This is a genomic window from Nonlabens arenilitoris, assembly GCF_002954765.1.
GTDB classification, from domain to species: domain Bacteria; phylum Bacteroidota; class Bacteroidia; order Flavobacteriales; family Flavobacteriaceae; genus Nonlabens; species Nonlabens arenilitoris.
Genome location: NZ_MTPW01000001.1, coordinates 2,136,605 through 2,157,322 on the forward strand (window position 1 = coordinate 2,136,605; position 20,718 = coordinate 2,157,322).

At 36.7% G+C, this 20,718-nt stretch carries 21 protein-coding genes; 14 read left to right on the plus strand and 7 right to left on the minus strand.

The window, feature by feature from the left end; genetic code table 11:
* The first annotated feature begins 5 nt into the window (after positions 1-5).
* The 10 genes from BST92_RS09370 (at position 6) to BST92_RS09415 (ending at position 10,769) form a co-directional block, all read left to right on the plus strand.
* Positions 6-1,217, plus strand: a complete 1,212-nt coding sequence (locus tag BST92_RS09370; RefSeq protein WP_105071213.1) for an acetyl-CoA C-acyltransferase — start codon at positions 6-8, stop codon at positions 1,215-1,217.
* A 193-nt stretch (positions 1,218-1,410) separates the two neighbouring features.
* Complete coding sequence (gene paaZ, locus BST92_RS09375; protein WP_425437382.1) at positions 1,411-3,951, plus strand: phenylacetic acid degradation bifunctional protein PaaZ; 2,541 nt, start codon at positions 1,411-1,413, stop codon at positions 3,949-3,951.
* 121 nt (positions 3,952-4,072) lie between these two features.
* Positions 4,073-4,306 carry a GIY-YIG nuclease family protein gene (locus BST92_RS09380; protein ID WP_245910895.1) on the plus strand — a complete coding sequence of 78 codons (234 nt, stop codon included), beginning with the start codon at positions 4,073-4,075 and terminating at the stop codon, positions 4,304-4,306.
* Between the two features lie 179 nt (positions 4,307-4,485).
* Positions 4,486-5,238, plus strand: coding sequence for an enoyl-CoA hydratase/isomerase family protein (locus tag BST92_RS09385; RefSeq protein WP_105071216.1), 753 nt, complete (start codon positions 4,486-4,488; stop codon positions 5,236-5,238).
* An 83-nt stretch (positions 5,239-5,321) separates the two neighbouring features.
* Positions 5,322-5,696: a four helix bundle protein gene (locus BST92_RS09390; protein ID WP_105072237.1), complete on the plus strand. Its 375-nt coding sequence runs from the start codon at positions 5,322-5,324 to the stop codon at positions 5,694-5,696.
* A 46-nt stretch (positions 5,697-5,742) separates the two neighbouring features.
* Entirely contained in the window at positions 5,743-6,339 is a 597-nt protein-coding gene (locus BST92_RS09395) for an acyltransferase (protein ID WP_105071217.1), read from the plus strand.
* Positions 6,340-6,427: 88 nt separating this feature from the next.
* Positions 6,428-7,795: a dihydrolipoamide acetyltransferase family protein gene (locus BST92_RS09400; RefSeq protein WP_105071218.1), complete on the plus strand. Its 1,368-nt coding sequence runs from the start codon at positions 6,428-6,430 to the stop codon at positions 7,793-7,795.
* 107 nt (positions 7,796-7,902) lie between these two features.
* Complete coding sequence (locus BST92_RS09405) at positions 7,903-9,927, plus strand: alpha-ketoacid dehydrogenase subunit alpha/beta (RefSeq protein ID WP_105072238.1); 2,025 nt, start codon at positions 7,903-7,905, stop codon at positions 9,925-9,927.
* A gap of 2 nt (positions 9,928-9,929) precedes the next feature.
* The gene (locus BST92_RS09410; RefSeq protein ID WP_105071219.1) at positions 9,930-10,322 is read left to right on the plus strand and encodes a hypothetical protein; all 393 of its coding nucleotides are present in this window, start codon (positions 9,930-9,932) and stop codon (positions 10,320-10,322) included.
* Between the two features lie 30 nt (positions 10,323-10,352).
* A complete protein-coding gene (locus BST92_RS09415; RefSeq protein ID WP_105071220.1) occupies positions 10,353-10,769 on the plus strand; it encodes an OsmC family protein in 417 nt (138 codons plus the stop codon).
* A 36-nt stretch (positions 10,770-10,805) separates the two neighbouring features.
* Here BST92_RS09415 and BST92_RS09420 read toward each other — a convergent pair whose 3' ends face one another.
* The 4 genes from BST92_RS09420 to BST92_RS15010 all read right to left on the minus strand — a co-directional run bounded on the left by BST92_RS09420 (position 10,806) and on the right by BST92_RS15010 (position 15,500).
* Complete coding sequence (locus BST92_RS09420) at positions 10,806-12,515, minus strand: hypothetical protein (protein ID WP_105071221.1); 1,710 nt, start codon at positions 12,513-12,515, stop codon at positions 10,806-10,808.
* A 206-nt stretch (positions 12,516-12,721) separates the two neighbouring features.
* Positions 12,722-13,261 carry a DUF4136 domain-containing protein gene (locus tag BST92_RS09425; RefSeq protein WP_105071222.1) on the minus strand — a complete coding sequence of 180 codons (540 nt, stop codon included), beginning with the start codon at positions 13,259-13,261 and terminating at the stop codon, positions 12,722-12,724.
* Positions 13,262-13,320: 59 nt separating this feature from the next.
* A complete protein-coding gene (locus BST92_RS09430; protein ID WP_425437383.1) occupies positions 13,321-15,333 on the minus strand; it encodes a urocanate hydratase in 2,013 nt (670 codons plus the stop codon).
* Positions 15,334-15,335: 2 nt separating this feature from the next.
* A complete protein-coding gene (locus BST92_RS15010) occupies positions 15,336-15,500 on the minus strand; it encodes a C1orf53 family protein (RefSeq protein WP_170061730.1) in 165 nt (54 codons plus the stop codon).
* Positions 15,501-15,577: 77 nt separating this feature from the next.
* On the opposite strand from BST92_RS15010, the gene BST92_RS09435 reads away from it, so the two are divergent.
* From BST92_RS09435 to hemL, 4 genes are read left to right on the plus strand one after another with little or no spacing between them, the layout of a single operon-like run.
* A complete protein-coding gene (locus BST92_RS09435) occupies positions 15,578-15,913 on the plus strand; it encodes a hypothetical protein (protein WP_105071223.1) in 336 nt (111 codons plus the stop codon).
* Positions 15,910-16,875 carry a 1-aminocyclopropane-1-carboxylate deaminase/D-cysteine desulfhydrase gene (locus BST92_RS09440; RefSeq protein WP_105071224.1) on the plus strand — a complete coding sequence of 322 codons (966 nt, stop codon included), beginning with the start codon at positions 15,910-15,912 and terminating at the stop codon, positions 16,873-16,875. Before BST92_RS09435 ends, BST92_RS09440 begins: the two co-directional genes overlap by 4 nt.
* Positions 16,865-17,716, plus strand: a complete 852-nt coding sequence (locus BST92_RS09445; RefSeq protein WP_170061731.1) for a glucosaminidase domain-containing protein — start codon at positions 16,865-16,867, stop codon at positions 17,714-17,716. Before BST92_RS09440 ends, BST92_RS09445 begins: the two co-directional genes overlap by 11 nt.
* Positions 17,716-19,008 (plus strand): glutamate-1-semialdehyde 2,1-aminomutase, encoded by a 1,293-nt coding sequence (hemL, locus tag BST92_RS09450; protein WP_105071225.1) that lies wholly within the window; start codon positions 17,716-17,718, stop codon positions 19,006-19,008. The genes BST92_RS09445 and hemL overlap by 1 nt, the downstream gene beginning before the upstream one ends.
* Positions 19,009-19,076: 68 nt before the next feature.
* Here the strand turns inward: hemL and BST92_RS09455 are convergent, their stop codons facing one another.
* The 3 genes from BST92_RS09455 to BST92_RS09465 form a co-directional block, all read right to left on the minus strand.
* A complete protein-coding gene (locus BST92_RS09455) occupies positions 19,077-19,466 on the minus strand; it encodes a hypothetical protein (RefSeq protein ID WP_105071226.1) in 390 nt (129 codons plus the stop codon).
* Between the two features lie 153 nt (positions 19,467-19,619).
* Complete coding sequence (locus tag BST92_RS09460) at positions 19,620-19,985, minus strand: hypothetical protein (RefSeq protein ID WP_105071227.1); 366 nt, start codon at positions 19,983-19,985, stop codon at positions 19,620-19,622.
* A 130-nt stretch (positions 19,986-20,115) separates the two neighbouring features.
* Positions 20,116-20,694, minus strand: coding sequence for an OmpH/Skp family outer membrane protein (locus BST92_RS09465; RefSeq protein ID WP_105071228.1), 579 nt, complete (start codon positions 20,692-20,694; stop codon positions 20,116-20,118).
* Positions 20,695-20,718 lie beyond the last annotated feature (24 nt).

Here is a 20,718-nt window from a genome sequence, read left to right on the forward strand (position 1 = left end):
ATATTTTGAAAAACACATATATAATCGACGGTGTTCGTACACCCATAGGAAATTACAAAGGAACATTATCTACCATAAGACCAGATGATCTTGCGGCACATGTTATAAAAACTGTAGTAAAGCGTAATCCAAATATCCCAAAAGACGCCTATGCCGATGTGATCATGGGCTGTGCTAACCAGGCAGGAGAAGATAACCGTAATGTAGCACGTATGGCAGCATTACTCGCTGGTTTACCAGTTACAGTTCCAGGAGAAACGGTCAACAGACTGTGTAGTAGTGGATTAAGTGCTATTGTGCATGCACATAGAGCAATACAAACTGGTGATGGAGATGTTTTTATTTCTGGTGGAGTAGAGAATATGACTCGTGGACCATTAGTAATTGCAAAACCTAGTAGCGCCTTTGGTACCGATTCTAAGATGTACGATTCTAGTTTTGGTTGGCGTTTTGTCAATCACAAAATGGCCGAAATGTACGGTGTAGACGGAATGGGAAACACTGCTGAAAACCTTGTAGAGAAATTTACAATCTCTCGAGAAGATCAAGATGCATTTGCAGCGTGGTCCCAACAAAAAGCGACAGCAGCTCAACAATCAGGAAGATTGGCTAAAGAAATAGTAGCTGTAGAAATTCCACAACGTAAAAAAGATCCTATCATCTTTAAAGATGACGAGTTCATCAAACCGACTACAACTAAAGAAGTTCTAGCAAAACTACGTCCAGCCTTTAAAAAAGACGGTGGTTCTGTTACTGCGGGAAATTCCAGCGGTTTAAATGATGGTGCCGCTGCAACGATTATTGCCAGTGAAGATGCTGTAAAGAAATATAACTTAAAGCCTATGGCTAGAGTGGTGAGTAGTGCGGTAGTTGGAGTAGAGCCACGCATTATGGGAATAGGTCCAGTTACAGCGAGTAATAAAGCATTAGAAAAGGCAGGTTTAACGCTAGCTGATATGGATGTGATAGAATTGAATGAAGCATTTGCATCACAAGCACTAGCTTGCACCAGAGCTTGGGGACTTGCAGATGATGATCCAAGACTTAATCCGAATGGTGGATCTATCGCGATAGGGCATCCACTAGGTGTGACTGGAACTAGATTAGCTTATAGTGCTGCATTAGAACTTCAATTAACTAATAAGAAATATGCCTTAATAACTATGTGCGTAGGAGTAGGGCAAGGGTATGCGATGGTGATTGAGAATGTTAGTTAGAACAATCTCCTAAATTAAACTTATAAGTCTCTAAATCTTTATTGGATTTAGAGACTTTTTATTTAGAGCAAAAATATTACTATTTTACTTTAACTAACAACTGTTAGTCTTTCCACTCACTTTTTGTATTTTCGTAGGCATATAAGTGTTACGCTTTCGCGGAAGCGAGATCACAACTATCTATTAAGAAATTATGATTCTAGAAAGTTACATCAATGGCCAGTGGATTGCTGGTGAGGAGAAATCTACACGTAATATGTATGACGCCATTACTGGTGATATCATAGGTCTTACAAGTACAGAAGGTTTAGATATTGCTAGTGCGTTACAATATGGTCGCGACCACGGTAAGGTGTTGAGAGATATGACGTTTCAGCAACGTGGTAATATGATTAAGAAATTAGCACTTTACCTCAATAAAAGAAAAAAAGCATTTTATGACATTAGTTATAAAACTGGTGCCACACGTGCAGATAGTTGGGTAGATATAGAAGGTGGTTTTGGAAATTTATTTGCAAATGCTAGTTTAAGAAAACTCTTTCCAGATCAGTCCTATGCGGTAGAAGGTGACCCTATAGATTTATCGCGTGGTGGTCGTTTTATGGCACATCACATTCTAGTACCTCGCAGAGGTGTCGCCGTACATATCAACGCCTTTAACTTCCCTGTATGGGGAATGTTAGAAAAATGTGCTGTAAACTGGATGGCTGGTATGCCAGCAGTCGTGTTGCCAGCACCACAAACAGCCTTTTTAACGGAAGCTGTAGTGCGTGAAATCATAAATTCAGGTATACTTCCTGAAGGATCTTTACAGCTCCTAAGTGGATTGACCACAAGTATTTTAGATACAGTCAACTCGCAAGACGTAGTAACATTCACAGGTAGTGCAGCAACAGGTAGAAAGCTTAAAGCACATCCAAGACTTTTAGAAGAATCAGTTCCTTTTACCATGGAAGCCGATTCTTTAAACTCTTCTGTTTTAGGACCAGACGCTGTTCCTGGAACGCCAGAATTTGACATATTTGTAAAAGAAGTACGTAAAGAGATGACCTCTAAAGCTGGACAAAAATGTACTGCGATTAGAAGGATTCTTGTCCCAGAAAACTTAATGGAAGATGTACAAATTGCATTAGGGAAACAACTTTCCAAAACAGTGATAGGTGATCCATTATTGAGAGAAACTCGCATGGGTGCTCTTATTAATAACGATCAAAGAGAAACTACTAAATCTCAAATCTCAAAAATTGCTCAAACCGCACAAATGGTTTATGGTAACTTAGATGAGGTGGAGATTTTAGGAGATCGCGCCCAAAAAGGAGCGTTTATGTCACCTATTTTAATGCGAGAAGATCAACCGTTTAAAAATACCGCAGCTCACGAGATAGAATGTTTTGGTCCTGTGAGTACTTTGATGCCTTATAAAAATATAGATGAGGCAATCGAGCTAGCTCACATGGGTAAAGGCTCGTTGGTGAGCAGTGTAGTTACTAGTGATGACGCTTTCGCGAAAGCGTACACCATAAACGCAGCATCGTCTCATGGTAGAATATTGACTTTAAATAGAGATAGCGCACCACAATCCACAGGTCACGGATCGCCGTTACCATTGTTAGTGCATGGTGGACCAGGACGTGCTGGTGGCGGCGAGGAAATGGGCGGACTGCGAGGTATTAAACATTACATGCAGCGTTGTGCCGTTCAAGGAAGTCCAACTTCGTTAACTGAAATCACCGGAATCTATCAACCTAATGGTGCTTATAAAAAAGCAGAGAATCATCCATTCTCATACCATTATGAAGATATCAAGCCAGGAATGAGTCTAGAGACGCATAAAAGAACACTGACTGATAATGATATCCAGAATTTTGCAAACCTTACTTGGGATCATTTCTATGCGCATACAGATATTACCAGTTTAGATGGTAGTATTTTTAAGAAACGTACCGCGCACGGATACTTTATAATCAGTGCCGCAGCAGGACTTTTTGTTTATCCTAATAAAGGTCCGGTAAGTGCAAATTATGGTCTAGAAGATATTCGTTTCTTGAGACCATTATATCACAATGACACGATTTATGTACGTTTGACTTGTAAAGAAAAAAGAGAAAGAGACGTCGCTGGTCGTGAGCACCCATCTGGAATTGTAAAATGGTATGTAGAAGTTTTTGATGCAGAGCCTGTAGATTATGAAAATGGTAAGACTGATGAAGAAGCAACAGCACTGGTAGCTGTGGCAACCATTCTTACCATGGTAGAGAAAAAACAAACGGTATTTCCAGAAATTACAGAAGATTATATCAAGTCTGCTTTAGCAAAATTAGATGCAAATGCAAAACCTCAATGGGGAACGATGACACCACAACATATGGTAGAACATCTAGAGATGAGCTATAGAATTGCTAGTGGAGAGATTCAAGATTTTGAAGTGGCTACACCAGATGAATATCTAGAAAAAGTAGCAGCGACTTTGTGGAATTATGACAAGATGCCACAAAATCACAAAATGCCATTAATGAAACAAGATGGAACACTTGAAGACTTAAAACATGGAGATTTAGAAACGGCAAAACAACAACTATTAGAAGCTAGAAATGAATATCTAGATTTCTATAAAAAGAATCCAAAAGCATCAACAAAGAATGCTGTTTTTGGACCGTTGAGTAAGTATGAATGGACCTTGTTAGAGAGAAAGCATTTGAGTCATCATTTTGAACAGTTTAATCTAGTAGGTTAAACTGTTCAAAACATCCGCGCAGGCGTTACAAAAGCCTTTTAGTAGGTCAAGCCGCTGCAGAGCGGCTTCGCTAAATTCTAATGGAGATGACAGTAATAATTCACAATCCGTGATGAAAACAATGTATACATACATAATGTCTCATGTTGAGAATAAACTATTTTATGTAGGTGTGACTAACAATATTAAACAGCGAGTCTTTGACCATAAGAATGCTACTTTTGAAACTCATGTTGGTAAATTTAATATCAAGCAGTTAGTTTGGTTTGAAAAACATGACAACCCAACAGAAGCTATTAAGCGTGAAAAACTTATTAAAAAATGGAAACGAGAATATAAGATTAATTTGATATAGAGTATAAATCCAGATTGGAATGATCTGGCAGAAGATTGGGATTTCACTGGTTTTATTACCAATAAGGAGAGATTTAAATAAATATTTAGATAAATTAAATAGGGCTTGGTATTTAAAAGCTTTGGAGATAAATTATAACCGAAGCCGCTCTACAGCGGCTTGACATTAAGACATACATTTTGACAAAGGAATACGTAAAAACAACAACAGAAAATCAAATACAAACCATAGAATTCTTTCACCCAGCGCACAATTCGTTGCCAGGTGATATTCTAGCACAACTAGCACAAGCTATTACTGATGCTGGAAATGACGATGCGACCAAAGTAATCATCCTAAAATCTGGTGGAGAACGCACTTTTTGTGCAGGAGCAAGTTTTAAAGAGCTCATCGCAATCGATGATGAAAAAACTGGCGAAGTATTCTTCTCTGGCTTTGCAAACGTGATCAACGCAATGCGCAAATGTCCTAAGTTCATATTAGGCCGTGTGCAAGGAAAAACAGTAGGTGGTGGAGTAGGAGTTGCTGCAGCCACAGACTATTGTTTTGCTACTAAATTTGCTAGTATTAAGTTAAGCGAACTCAACATAGGAATCGGACCATTTGTAGTAGGTCCAGCGGTAGAGCGCAAACTAGGATTAACTGGAATGAGCCAGATCGCCATAAACGCAAACGAATTCTATTCACCACAATGGGCAAAAGACAACGGGCTATTTGCTGAAGTGTATGAATCTACAGAAGAAATGGACGCAGGAATACAAGCATTTGCAGAGAACCTATGCACTTATAATCCAGATGCTATGGTCGAGATGAAAAAGATGTTCTGGACTGGTTGTGAAAATTGGGATCAATTACTTTTTGAAAGAGCAAAGATTTCTGGAAGATTGGTATTGAGTGAGTTTACTAAGGAGACCTTGAAGCGCTTTCGCTAGTCTTGAGTTATGAGTTATGAGTTATGAGCTATGAGTTATAAGTGGATCCTAATAAAATGACAATAAATATTCAAATTAGAATTATGGAATTTGAAAGTAATTATCATTTCAGTTTTGAAAATCTAAAGGTTTATCAAAAAGCTGTTTATTTTGGCGAGACTATTAATCAACTTGTAGATAAATTTCCTAAAAAGGAAATGTATCGCTTATCCTCACAATTCTGTCGAGCAGCAGATTCAATAGCAGCTAATATATCAGAAGGTTCAGGAAGCACAGATCCTAATTTTAATAGATACCTAAAAATGGCCTGGGATAGCAGTCATGAATGCGTTACCTGGAATACTAAAGCATTTCTGAGAAAGTATATCTCAAAAGAGGAATTTGAAAATAATCGAGCCGTGCTTACTGAAATAGGTAAAATGATTTTTGGACTAAGAAGTAAATTAAAATCAAAATAATTGAACGCTAGGAGCTAACCGCTCATAGCTCAAAACTCATAGCTCTATGATCTACTCTTTCAAATCCCACATTCCAGTAATTCACGAGTCTAGTTTTGTGCATCCACAAGCAACTGTAATTGGTAATGTGATTATAGGTAAGAATTGTTATGTTGGGCCTAGTGCAGTAATACGCGGTGATTGGGGTGAGATCATAATTGAAAATGGTGTGAATGTGCAAGAAAATTGTACGATCCATATGTTTCCAGGTAAAAGCATCACGCTTAAAGAAGGTGCGCACGTAGGTCACGGAGCTATTATCCATGGCGCAAACCTAGGTCGCAATTGTATGATAGGTATGAATAGTGTCATTATGGATGACGCAATTATAGGAGACGAGTGCATAGTAGGTGCCATGGCATTTGTAAAAGCCGAAGCCGTTTTTGAACCACGTAGTCTTATCGTAGGAAATCCAGCCAAAAAAATTAAAGATGTTTCTGATCAAATGATCAAGTGGAAAACTGCTGGAACTAAACTATATCAACAACTACCTGCAGACTGTCACGAGACCATGCAAGAAGTAGAACCACTTCGTGAGATTCCTGAAAATAGACCTGTTCAAGAAGATTTTTATAAGACACTACAGGAGATTAAAGGTAAATAAAATAATTGTTGTAGATCCGCTTTCGCGAAAGCAGAATTACAACAAACTTTTCACTACTAACAAGCGTTAGTTTTCTTATTTTTATGCCATGGCAAAGACTATGGATTTTATACTCCCAAAAATGGGAGAATCAATTACAGAAGGAACAATACTTAACTGGCTAGTTCAAGAAGGAGAAGCTTTTGAAGAAGGAGATATTCTTGTAGAAGTAGGAACGGATAAGGTAGATAATGAGGTGCCGGCACCTGTGGCAGGTGTAATGTCTAAACATTTATTTACCGACGGTGATGTTGTCGAAATAGGAAGCGTGATTGCACAGTTTGAAGAGTCTGATGGTACTGTAAAAACTGCGGCTGGCCCAAAATCTTCAAATGCTAATCAGGCAGTTAAAAAAGATTTAATCGTAGATAAGCCGCCTAAGATGGTAAAAGCAAGTTCAAAAGCTACTGCGGTTTCTAATTCTTATGTTAATCAAGATCTTTTTGTGAGTCCGCTCATAGATAGTATGGCACGTAAGCATCATATTTCTTATGAGGAACTTGCTCGCATACCAGCAACTGGTCATGAAGGTAGATTGCGCAAGAGTGACGTGGTAAATTATATTAATGAAGGTAGACCTTTTCAGTTTGCGCAAGCAGTCTCAAATGAACCAGATCCTACCGCATACCGTATACCTCAATTAAAACTGGATAAAGGAACTGGAACCATTATAAAAATGGACCGCATGCGCTCTATGATTGCAGATCATATGGTGTATTCTAAACATACCAGTCCACATGTGACTGCTTATGTAGAAGCAGATCTTACAGATTTAGTGAACTGGCGTAATAAAAATAAAGCACCTTTTCAAGAAAAATACGGTGAGCGATTAACGTTTACACCACTTTTTGTAGATGCAGTAGCGAGAGCGATTAAAGAATATCCTAATATCAACGCTAGTGTAGATGGTTCCAATATCATCGTTAAAGAAAATATCAATGTAGGAATGGCAACAGCATTACCATCAGGTAATTTAATAGTACCTGTGGTTAAAAATGCAGACCAAAAATCTCTACAAGAAATCGCTGCAGATGTGAATCGCATGGCAAACCTAGCAAGAGAAAATAAATTAGGTGGTGACGATATTAAAGGTGGAACGTTTACTATATCAAATGTGGGAACTTTTGGTTCATTAATGGGAACACCTATTATCAATCAGCCAGAGGTGGCTATTCTTGCAACAGGAATTATAAAAAAACGTGCCGAGGTAATAACCATAGATGGCGTGGACAGTATTGAGATAAGAAGTATGATGATGCTATCATTATCATTTGATCATAGAGTAGTAGATGGCTTTTTGGGAGGTAGTTTTTTAAAGCAAGTGGCTTTGAATTTAGAAGCTGCACCTGATAAAGATTTTTTAAAAAAATTTAGGTGTCAGTCTGAGCTTGTCGAAGACGAATTAAAAATCTACTGAGTTAATTATTAAGCATAGCCGTTCTACAACGGCTTGACATAAAAACAAACAAATTGGAAAAGTCAATTTTAGAATTCGGTTACAAAAACCTAACAACTGCCAAAGCCATGGCAGAACTCTACGAAGAGAACTTTAAAACAGTTTCTAAGTACGTGCATGCAACTAGTCGTGGTCACGAGGTGATTCAGACGGCGCTAGGAATGCAGTTGTTACCTCAAGATTATGCGTTTCCGTACTATCGTGATGATGCCATGTTACTCTCTATAGGGATGAAACCTTATGATTTAATGTTGCAGTTACTGGCTAAAAAAGATGATCCATTTTCTGGTGGACGTACGTATTATTCACATCCATCATTGAATGATATCGATAAGCCTAAAATCCCACATCAATCTAGTGCTACAGGAATGCAGGCGATTCCTGCGACTGGTGTTGCTTTAGGACTTCACTATCGTGAGAGTTTAACTGATGAACAAAGAGTTGCTATTGATTCAAATTCAAATTCAAGTTCAAGTTCTGATTCCATTGTCGTTTGTTCTCTAGGTGATGCATCTGTGACCGAAGGTGAGATTGCTGAGGCTTTTCAAATGGCAGCTTTAAAGCAATTGCCTATTTTATATCTAGTGCAAGATAACGGTTGGGATATCAGCGCAAATGCTGCAGAGACTCGTGCACAAAATGCGGCAGAATATGCTGCTGGATTCCATGGAATAGAGGCCATTTCCATTGATGGAACTGACTTTGAAGAAAGTTACAACACTTTGAATGCGGTGATAGAAAAAATAAGGACAGAACGCAGACCGTTTTTAGTCCATGCTAAAGTTCCTTTGTTGAATCACCACACGAGTGGTGTAAGAATGGAGTTTTATCGTGATGATTTGGAAGAGGCAAGAAGCCGTGATCCGTATCCGCGTATGAGACAGTTATTGCTCGATAATGGATTTAGTGAGCAGGATGTGGATGATTATGACGCTTTCGCGAAAGCGGAATCTAAAAAAGCTCTTGAGCAAGCTATGACCATGCCAGATCCTGAGCCATCAGATTTATTCACACATGATTTTGCGCCAACTCCAATTACGGAAGAAAAAGGAGAACGCTCTCCAGAAGGCGCAGAAAAAGTCGTGATGGTAGATTGTGCACTGTTTGCCATTGAGGAATTAATGAAAAAACATCCAGAATGCTTGTTATATGGGCAAGATGTAGGTGGTAGATTAGGTGGTGTTTTTAGAGAAGCGGCGACGCTGGCACAAAAATTTGGCGATAATCGAGTATTCAATACGCCGATTCAAGAAGCATTTATAGTAGGTAGTACGGTAGGAATGAGTGCTGCAGGTTTAAAACCTATCGTAGAGGTGCAATTTGCAGATTATATCTGGCCTGGATTGAATCAGCTGTTTACAGAGGTGTCTCGTTCTTGTTACCTAAGTAATGGAAAATGGCCAGTATCGATGATCTTGCGCGTTCCGATAGGTGCTTATGGTTCTGGTGGTCCTTACCACTCTAGTTCTATGGAAAGCGTGGTGTCTAACATAAGAGGTTTAAAGATCGCCTATCCATCAAATGGCGCCGACTTAAAAGGATTGATGAAAGCTGCTTATTATGACCCTAATCCGGTGGTGATTTTTGAGCACAAAGGATTGTACTGGTCTAAAGTAAAAGGAACTAAAGGAGCTACAAGTGTAGAGCCTAGTGAAGATTATGTATTGCCTTTTGGGAAAGCATGGGTGCTTCAAGAAATCTGGAAAAAACAGGAAGAAGAAACCTTGAGTATTATTACTTACGGAATGGGTGTGCACTGGGCAATGAATGCTACAGAAGAATTAGGCTTACAGGATAGAGTAGAAGTAGTGGATTTAAGAACGCTGCATCCACTAGATTATGAGACCGTTTTTGCTAGTGTAAAAAAATGTGGTAAGTGTTTAGTAGTCACCGAAGAACCTAGTGAAAATAGTTTCTCACGTGCCTTACAAGGTCGTATTCAAGAAGAGTGTTTTAGATATTTAGACGCACCAGTAATGGTTATAGGTTCAGAAAATATGCCAGCGATACCATTAAATTCAGTGCTTGAAGAAACGATGATTCCAAGTACAGAGAAAGTAAAAACTAAGATTAAGGAAATATTGTTTTATTAGTTATGAAGCGATTTCTAGTTTTATTCGTACTGATTGTTGTTCTTTCATGCGCGCATAGGAATTACAGCTATGTTCAATCACCAAGTTATGTATTAAAACCTGGTGATACTTTGTTTACATTTAATGAAAATGCGGTTCAGGGAAAATGGCTTATCAATTATCCATCGGACAAGAGCTATGTTATTTATAAAGATGGTTATAGATTAAATAAGGAAAATAACTTTACTAAAAATGAGAATCAAAAATATGTTTTGAAAATGGATAGTATTTTCTATTTCAGAAATTCGAAAGTTTATTCTGGCAAACTCCTATTTCAAACTTATAAAGAATTAAAAATCAATTGGGGAAATTCTGAAACGATATCTTATTACCGACCTAAAGTTAGAGTTAAATAAGTTTTTTAATTAAAATTATAGCTAGAAAGCATGAAAATAACCCTAGAAAGAAAGAATACAGAATATCTACTAGAAGCAAAAGGTGTTTCTGGAAACACCGTGATGATAGACCATAGCGGTATGGAAACTGTTCAAGGAGTAAGTCCTATGGAGTTACTTCTTATGGGTGTAGGCTCTTGTAGTGCGATAGATATTATCGCGATTTTAAAAAAACAACGCCAGAATATTACTAGTTATAAGGTTGAGGTAACTGGAGAGCGTTATGAGTTAGATGATTCTAAGCCATTTAAATCTATGCATGTTCTTGTGAAATTAGAAGGAGATATCCATCCAGATAAAGCTCAAAAAGCTGCAGATTTAAGTTTTGCTAAATATTGCTCAGTTTCAAAGAGTTTTGATAAGTGTGTGGAGATTACATATAGTATTCAAATAAACAAGCCTTCTTAGTTAAGAAGGCTTGTTTATTTGAAGATGATTTTGAAATTATTTTATTTTCTCAATCGTAAAAAAGTTGCTACCAGCATCAGGCCGCATTGTAATGGTTCCATTATTTCCAGCTTGTTCAACATGAACAAAAATTTCATCACCAGCTTGAATTTCAATTATTTCAGTGATGTTAATACTGGAAGTATTAACTCCATTTCGATTTCTTATGTAATTATTTGATGTAGGTGATCCGGGAAACTCAAAAGATCCAGATCGATCAATTCTTAATTCTGCATCTAATTGTAAGTCGGCCACAGTAGTCGTAGGGTCAATAACCATCGCCATTGCTACAACAATTCTGTAGCGTCCATCTTCATTAACGGTAAGACGAGTTTGTGAATCACTTTCAGCAACAGTAAAAAGACTTGTGTCATCATTCCATTCATTGAAAGCAAATAACTCTAATTCATTTCCTGTAAAATCATTAAGGTTTTGTGGTCTACTAGCGGCATTACCGAATCGCGCTGAACGATCTTCTCTAAATTGAGGAATCCATCTACTTCCGTTCCATGAATATAATCCTTCTCTAACATCGTTGCGATAACCTGATGGACTGAGGTCTTCATTAGTATTGTAGATAATTGTTCCTTTTACAACACCAGTTACAGGTGCAGCTAGTGATGCGTCAGTAAGAGCAACTCTATTTATCAATAGTCCTTTATCTGTAGCTCCTAGCTCTAGACTAGCTGCATCTTCTATAGAAGTAGTACCTATTCCTACACTACCATTAGTGTAAATGTTATCAGTAATATCAGTAGCAGCGTTAGTAGTAGATTCTACATGCCAGTCATAATCCTTGTCAGCAGATGTTATAATTCTATTCCATCTTTCTTGCCAGACATATAAACCTTCTGTACCTGAGCTCGTCCTGGAATTATAAGCAATTAGTCCATTTAATGGATCACTTACTAATGGAGCAAAGGTTGATAAATCTGCAATATTAATACGGTTAGGTAGAAAACCTTTGTCACTATGAGCTAAAGATAAAGAAGCATAATCAGGATTACTATTTGCTCCTATTTGAATGTTTTCTCTCTCTGGATTTGCATTGAGTATCACTCCAGAATCTCCACGTATTTGTAGATTCATATCTGGATCACCATCAGGATTAAAGGTAATCTGACTTGAACTACCAAAAGATTGATGAGCTAGAAAATCGTCACCATTACTGGTAAAAGTAAGATTGAGGTTACTCGAGCTTAAATACATTCCAGAATTTGATGAGTTCACAAAAGAATAACTAGGTGAAGTCTCAGTACCGTTAGCAATACTTCGTAATGTTCCGTTAGTCTCAAATCTAAATCTGTCACTACTATTTGTTTTTATAATCACAGGTTGTGAATTATTACTCCCTAATCTATTTGTTGAAGTGATGGTATTACCTTCAAGAGACCAATCCGAGTCATTCCCTAAAGCAATCCATTGATCTGTACCATTCCAATAGTAAAAGCCTTTATTTAAAGGATTTGAACCATTTACAACATTTATGTTGTAGACTAAAACTCCTTCTTCTAGAGTGCTTCCAGAAAGTGAGATTCCAGATAAACTATTACTGGCTGATAGAGCTACCTTAGGTATAAGAATTCCTTTATCAGTTTCATTAATATCTAGTGCGGTTCCATCTGCTGGGGAAGAAGTGTTGATCCCGACTTGCGCAAAAATGACTTGAGAGCTCAGAAAAATAAATAAAAGAGTAAATATTCTCATATAAATAAAATTGTCTTCAAATTTAAGTTATGTTACCCATTGATGACCTAATAATATCATAATGAAACACTTTGTCGATGTTTTTGCTTTTTAAATCGGTAAAATGTCATTTTTGCCATACCGTTGAACGGAAATTTGTACACTGTAAAATAAAAAAATCCCATTTCATATTAAAGAAATGGGATTTGAGTTAAAATGTAATAGGATTATTGTTTTGGTGGATACTGCATTAAGATTTCTTGTACGATTTTATTAATTCGTTCTGTTTTTTTAACTGGGTCGTTACTACGTATAGGCGCAGTTCCTACACCTTGCCATATTAATTCTTTTTTTTGCGCATCTATAAAGTCTATATGTAGAACACCTTCATTAACTGTGTTTACATTATTGCCGCCAAAACCGTTATTCCAGCCTAGTCCGCCCCAGCCCCAACCAAAGCCAGCATTCCAGCCCCAATTGTTGTACACATCAACACGCTGTTGTGTTTTAGTGAAAATGTTGATCATAACGTCAGGCGTTTGTGATTTGCTCCAGCCGCTCGCTAGCATTTGTGCATCAATTGCTTTTAAAATACGTTTTTTATCTAAGTCGTTAATGTCAGCCTCATCGATACCTTGTTTAAAATATCCGTAGGTCTTAAATTGATTAAAATCGGTTCCTACTGCATAGTCTTGAGAAACTCTCACGGTTTGACATCCTACTAGCAATACAATTGCTGCGATTAGTAAAGTAGCTTTTTTTATCATGGCTTTATAGATTACGCTTTTGCGAAAACGTGATTACTAATCAACTTTCTCAAAAGCAATTAAACTTTATTCAATAAATCATCACTCACGCTATGCGGTAAGGTAACTTGCAGCTGTGGATTCAATTCCATAGCTCTTTTAATAGCAAAAACAGCATTGTCATTTCTAGCCCAGTTACGTCTAGCAATACCATTATTAACATCCCAAAAAAGCATAGACTCAAGTCTCGTTTCTGCTTCAATAGTACCATCAATAAACATGCCGAAACCACCGTTAATTACCTCGCCCCAACCGACGCCACCACCATTGTGAATAGATACCCAGGTAGCACCTCTAAAACTGTCTCCTATTACATTCTGTATCGCCATATCTGCGGTGAAACGAGAGCCATCATATATATTAGAGGTCTCTCTATATGGTGAATCTGTACCTGATACATCGTGATGATCACGACCTAGAACAACTGGTCCTATGTAACCATCAGCAATCGCTTTATTAAATGCTCTTGCTATTTCTATACGTCCTTGCGCATCTGCATAAAGGATGCGTGCTTGAGAACCTACTACAAGTTTATTCTCTTGAGCGCCTTTTATCCATTTTATATTATCCTGCATTTGCTGTTGGATACATTCAGGTGCATCTTGTGATAATTGCTCTAATACATCTGTCGCAATTTGATCTGTTTTCTTAAGATCTTCTGGATCATTAGATGCGCAAACCCATCTAAATGGACCAAAGCCGTAATCAAAACACATAGGTCCCATAATGTCTTGTACATAAGATGGATATCTGAACTCTTTGTCTTCACCAGTGATATCAGCATCTGCACGGCTAGATTCTAGTAAGAATGCGTTACCATAATCAAAGAAATAAGTGCCTTTATCTGTGTGTTTATTTATGGCATCTACATGTCTGCGCAATGAGCGTTGCACTTCTTTTTTAAATTCTTCGGGATGATCACTCATCATCTCATTAGACTCTTCAAAGCTTAAATCAACTGGATAGTATCCACCTGCCCAAGGATTGTGTAAACTGGTTTGATCGCTACCTATAGATATGTCTATGTTTGCCTCATAAAGTGCTTCCCATACATTAACAATATTACCTTCATATGCTATGGATACAATCTCATTGTTAGATTGGGCTTCTTTAACTCGTGTAATTAATTGTTCTGTATTTTTAATCACAACATCTACCCAGCCTTGTGAGTGTCTGGTATGAACAGCTTTAGGATTCATTTCAGCACAGATAGTGATGCATCCTGCGATATTACCAGCTTTAGGTTGTGCGCCACTCATTCCGCCTAGTCCAGATGTAACAAAAATATTACCAGTAGGTTCTTTTTTTATTTTTCTAAACGCGTTCAATACTGTTATTGTAGTTCCATGAACAATGCCTTGTGGTCCTATATACATGTATGAACCAGCAGTCATCTGTCCATATTGAGTAACACCTAATGCATTAAATTTTTCCCAATCATCAGGTTGAGAATAATTAGGAATCATCATGCCATTAGTCACAACACATCGTGGTGCACCTTTATGTGAAGGGAAGAGTCCCATGGGATGACCACTGTACATCGCTAACGTTTGTTCATCAGTCATCTCACTGAGGTACTTCATGGTTAATAAGTACTGTGCCCAATTTGAAAAAACACCACCGTTACCACCATAGGTGATTAATTCATGTGGATGTTGTGCTACGGCATGATCTAAGTTATTTTGAATCATTAACATAATCGCGGCAGCCTGTTTTGATTTATATGGGTAATCTTCAATATTACGAGCTTTGATTTCATAAGCAGGCATAAATCGATACATATAAATACGACCATAATCCTGCAGTTCTTTTTTAAACTCAGGAAGTAATGTGGCATGATGTTTTGGTTCAAAATATCTTAAAGCATTGCGTAAGGCTAGTTCTTCTTCAGCTTCAGAAAGAATTTTTTTGCGTTTAGGTGCATGATTCACATTAGAATCATAGACATACGGTGCTGGTAATGTATCTGGGATTCCTTGTTTTATGCTTTCGCGGAAGCGTGTTAAAGAATCATTTGGGGCTATTTGCATCATAGTTATTTTTTAATACTATCTGATGATTTATCATAACCGTAAGGACAATGGCGGCAACCACTTTTACAACAATAGCCTCTTTTAAGGTGGTATTGTTCTGTAAAACAGCGATAACCTTGAGGTGTGAGATAATAATCTCCTTCTTCTACGGGAATGATTTTTTTCATTGCCATAAAAATACGACACTGTTTGCGGTCTATAAAGTATTGTAGTAGCAGAATCCTAGAAGTGGTATTTTTGTTCCATGTTTATAAGACGCGTTACATTATTTAAATGGGTAAATGGAATGGTGATATGGCCATTTTTATTAGTTCAAGATAAAAAGTCTATTGAAGATCCTGTTTTTATGAATCATGAGAAAATCCATGAAAGACAGCAGTTAGAATTGCTAATTATTCCATTTTTTATATGGTATCTTATTGAATATTGTGTGTTAAGATTAAAGTATAAACATGATAGAGCATATCGCAATATCGTTTTTGAAAGAGAGGCTTATGTTATGGAGTGTGATCTGGATTACTTAAAATCTCGTAGGACTTTGAGTTTTATGAAATTTTACTCTCAAAAGTATAGGGTATGAAGATTTTTGATGTGAAAAATGCAGTGAATCAACGATATCGTGAATTTAATAATGGAGCGATTGTAGTGGATATAAAACGCGAAGATTTATTAAATACTCATGTATCTGGGAATAAACTGCGCAAATTGAAATACAATTTATTACAAGCGCAACAAAAAGGTATAAATACTGTACTCACCTATGGTGGGGCGTTTTCTAATCATATTGCTGCTACAGCGGCTGCTGGGAATATTTGCGGATTTAAAACCATAGGTGTTATAAGAGGTGAAGAGTTAGGACGCGATCTAGAGAAAACTCTCAACAGCAATAAAACTTTACAAACGGCACATCAATTAGGGATGCAGTTTAAATTTATATCTCGTTCTGATTATAGAGTTAAATATGAAAAAGAATTTCAGCAACGATTAAAAGCAGAATTTATAGAGTTTTATAACATTCCAGAAGGTGGTACTAATCAACTAGCAGTTAAAGGTTGTGAAGAAATTTTAACCTCAGTGGACAAAACTACATATGATTACATTTGTCTAGCCGCTGGAACTGGTGGTACAGCCGCAGGAATTATTAATAGTGTAGAAAGTCATCAAAGAGTATTAGTGTTTTCGGCATTGAAAGGTGATTTTATGTTTGATGAGATCGCTAAGTATACCGATAGAGAAAACTTTATGGTATTTAATGAAGATAGATTTGGCGGATATGCAAAGTCTAGTGATGGATTAATTAAGTTTATGAATGGACGCTTTCGCGAAAGCGTAACTGAGCAAAATCCTAAGGGAATACCACTTGAACCCATTTATACAGGAAAAATGATGTATCGATTAGAACATCTTATTAAGTCTGGCGTTATCTCTGGAGAAACTCGTATTTTAGCCATTCATACTGGCGGTTTGCAAAGTGTCGCAGGATACAATGACATGCTAGAAAAAAAAGGCAAAATTACCTTAGATTATATCAATGAAATTTAAGTCCATACTCTACATCGCACTTATTAGTTTATTTATAGCTTCTTGTGGCTCAAATAAAAAGGTGGTCACCACTAAAAAACGGGATAAAACGACCAAAACCCGTAACGATAACCCTAATACCGAAACACATAATACAGTAATTACTGAAGATGAAGAAAAAATCACAGAAACTGTAAAAACGCGTAGCGGTGATAAAGTGGCTAATTATGTAGATCAATTTAAAGATGTTGCGATGAAGGAAATGCGACTCTATAAAATTCCAGCAAGTATCACTCTTGCACAAGGTATTTTAGAAAGTGGTTCTGGATTCGGTAGATTATCAGTAGAGGCAAATAACCATTTTGGGATTAAATGTCACACGGCATGGACAGGTGAACGCATTTACCATGATGATGATGAAGATCAAGAGTGTTTTAGAAAATACGTTTCACCTGATTATTCTTATCGCGATCATTCTTTATTCTTAACACAGCGTAAAAGGTATGCCGGCTTATTTAAATTAGATAAAGATGATTATAAGGGTTGGGCACACGGATTACGTAAAGCAGGATATGCGACTGATAAAAAATATCCTCAAAAATTAATAAGCCTTATAGAAAGATACCAACTATATCAATATGATGCCATTGTTTTAGGTCATCCTGTAAAAACATATACAGAGACGACCACATCAACAGACAAAACAGAACGTCATATTGTTAAATCTGGAGATACACTTTATGGTATCGCCAAAAAATATAATCTTACCGTAGAACAATTAAAAACTTATAATAGTTTAAAATCTACAACACTAAGTATAGGACAAGTCCTAATTGTTAAACCAATTTCTAAAGATTTTTAATGTCATTTAGTTATCAACGTAGTAGTGCGCTTTTTAAAGAAGCGCAAAAAGTAATTCCTGGTGGAGTCAACTCTCCTGTTCGTGCATTTAATGCAGTAGGCGGATCTCCTGTTTTTGTTAATCATGCTAAAGGTGCTTATTTATATGATGTAGATGGAAATAAGATCATCGATTACATAGCCTCATGGGGACCTATGATTTTAGGTCATGCCTTTGATCCTGTAGTAGATGCCGTAAAAGCAGCTGCAGATAAAGGAACCTCTTATGGTATGCCTACAGAATTAGAAACCAAAATAGCAGAACTAGCAGTGTCCATGGCACCTAACGTAGACCAAATACGTATGGTAAATTCTGGTACTGAGGCTTGTATGAGCGCTGTACGATTAGCTCGTGGATTTACTGGTCGTGATAAAATCATCAAATTTGCAGGTTGCTACCATGGTCACAGTGATTCTTTTTTAATTCAGGCTGGTAGTGGTGCTGTCACTTTTGGTAGTCCTAATAGTCCTGGAGTGACTCAAGGTACTGCAAAGGACACCTTGTTAGCGCAGTATAATAATCTAGAGCAAGTTGCAGATATATTTAAGAAAAACGAAGGAGAGATAGCTTGTGTTATCATTGAACCTATTGCAGGTAATATGGGATGTATAGTTCCTCAAAAGGGTTTTCTAGAAGGTGTAAGGTCGCTTTGTGATGAGAATGGTTCTTTATTTATTTTTGATGAGGTGATGACCGGTTTCAGACTAGCTGCAGGTGGTGCTCAAGAAACAACAGGAGTAAAGGCAGACATAGTTACCTATGGAAAAGTGATAGGTGGTGGATTGCCAGTAGGAGCATTTGCTGCGAGACAAGAAATAATGAATCATCTAGCGCCATTAGGTCCTGTTTATCAAGCAGGAACATTGAGTGGTAATCCACTAGCTATGAGTGCTGGTATTGCAATGTTATCTCATTTAAATGACAATCCTGATATCTTTACGAGTCTAGCTCAAAAAACGGAACGTCTTCACAAAGGAATTGATGTCGTATTAACAGAGAAAGGCATGCCGTATCAAATTAATAGATATGGTTCCATGATGTCTGTTCATTTTACAGATCAACCAGTGATCGATTTTACTAGTGCGGCAACAGGTAATAATGACTGGTTTAAGAAATTTTTCCATGGACTTTTAAATCGTGGTATTTATTTACCACCTAGTGCGTTTGAAAGTTATTTCTTAAACAATGCATTGAGCAATGAAGATATAGATAAGACTATTGAAGCTACTAGAGAAGTAGTTGCAGAGTGGTAGAATAAAATATAACATATAAAAAAGCCGTTTCAATTGAAACGGCTTTTTTATATGTTAAAGAATAAATCTTATTTAGGATTCATCGCGTTTTTAACCATTGCATATTTTTCCTCTCCTAAAAAAGTTTTTAGTTGAGATTCAAATCTATCGCTGATATCATTGATTTTGGACTGCATTGCAATATCAGATAGATTTTCTCTTTTTACACTTAAAGTTTGAGTCTCTTTTTCATGGACTAGCTCAAGTAATTCTCCTCTTCTTTTTGTTTCTACATTACCTAATGTCATGATTTGATCTACCTTTTGATCAATTATTGCATTAATCTTGTCATTCTTTTCAGAGATTAAACGGCTGTTTTCTAATTGAGCATCAGTTATTTGAGGTGTTTGAGCATAGCCTAAACCTGCCACTGATATTGCTAGTATAAAAAGTAATTTTTCATGATTGTTGTTTTTCAAGGTTTTAAAAATAAGAAATAAAATAGTTAAACAAAATAAAAGCCCTTAACATTCTAATGATAAGGACTTTTAAACCAAACTAAACTAAATCAAACTAATCTCTATTTTTTCTTTTTCTGTCGCCTTTTCCGCGCTTTTTTGCTCTTTGCTGCATCATTTTTTCCCATTCTGCATATTGATCATTATTAAGTATTTTTTCATACTTCTTTTAACCGCAATCTTTTCATCTAGCATTTTTAGTCTTGCTTCCTTCTTCTGCTCATCAGTCAGTTTTTCACGATCTTCACGAGATATTTTGTTTGCTTTTCTCTTTTCAGCTTGTTTCAAAAGAATTTGATAAACGTCTTTTTCTTGTTGATCAGATAAATCTAATGCAAGTGTTAACTTTTTAGATTGAACTGTGGCCATTTCTTGAGGTGAGACATCTTTCATTCTTTCTCCTCGCTGTCCTTGTCTTCCTTCTTGTGCTTGTGTTACTGTCATTACCATTAAGGCAATTAGTACAATTATCTTTTTCATGTTTTTTATTTTTTGTTACATCTCTATGACTAGAGTAAAGATGAAAAGGTTTAATAATGGTATAAAAAAAAGCCAAGCGATATGCTTGACTTTTTAAACTTTAAGAGACTAATAGGTTTGTTATACCTTACTATTCAGCAGTTTCATTATTTTCTGTACTATCCTCAGTATTTGGGGTCTTAGAATCTTTTTTACTGCTGTATGAAGCATTAATTTCTTTGATGATAGTCTCTGTAATATTACTAGACTCATTACCATAAATTAATCCACCAGATTTATTTTTTCCTAGCACAAAAGAGTAATTATTCTTCTTTGCATAGTCTGCAATAAACTCTTCTACATGAGTGTCTAATTCTTTTAAATCATTTTCAAGCTGCTCTTGTAAACTTTGTTCTTGAGTTTTGATTTGAGACTCTATCATCTGCCATTTCTTACCAAATGCGACAATATCTGGATTAGTTTGTTGTTGTTGTTGGCTTAGTTTATTGAATTTTGCTTGCAGTGGTGCAGCTTCAACTTGATAAGCCATCGCTAGACTATCTGTTCTTTTCTTAAAGTCTTCTTGTCTTTTAGTAATAGAAGCTTCTAGATCAATTTTTTCTTGATATTCTTCATAAACTTTAGCATTGTCTATAAAAGCAATTTTTTGAGTTTCTTGACAGGATGCTGCGATTGTTAAAACGGCAACTAGGGCTATAATCTTTTTCATATGTATTTTTAAATTTTAAAAGGT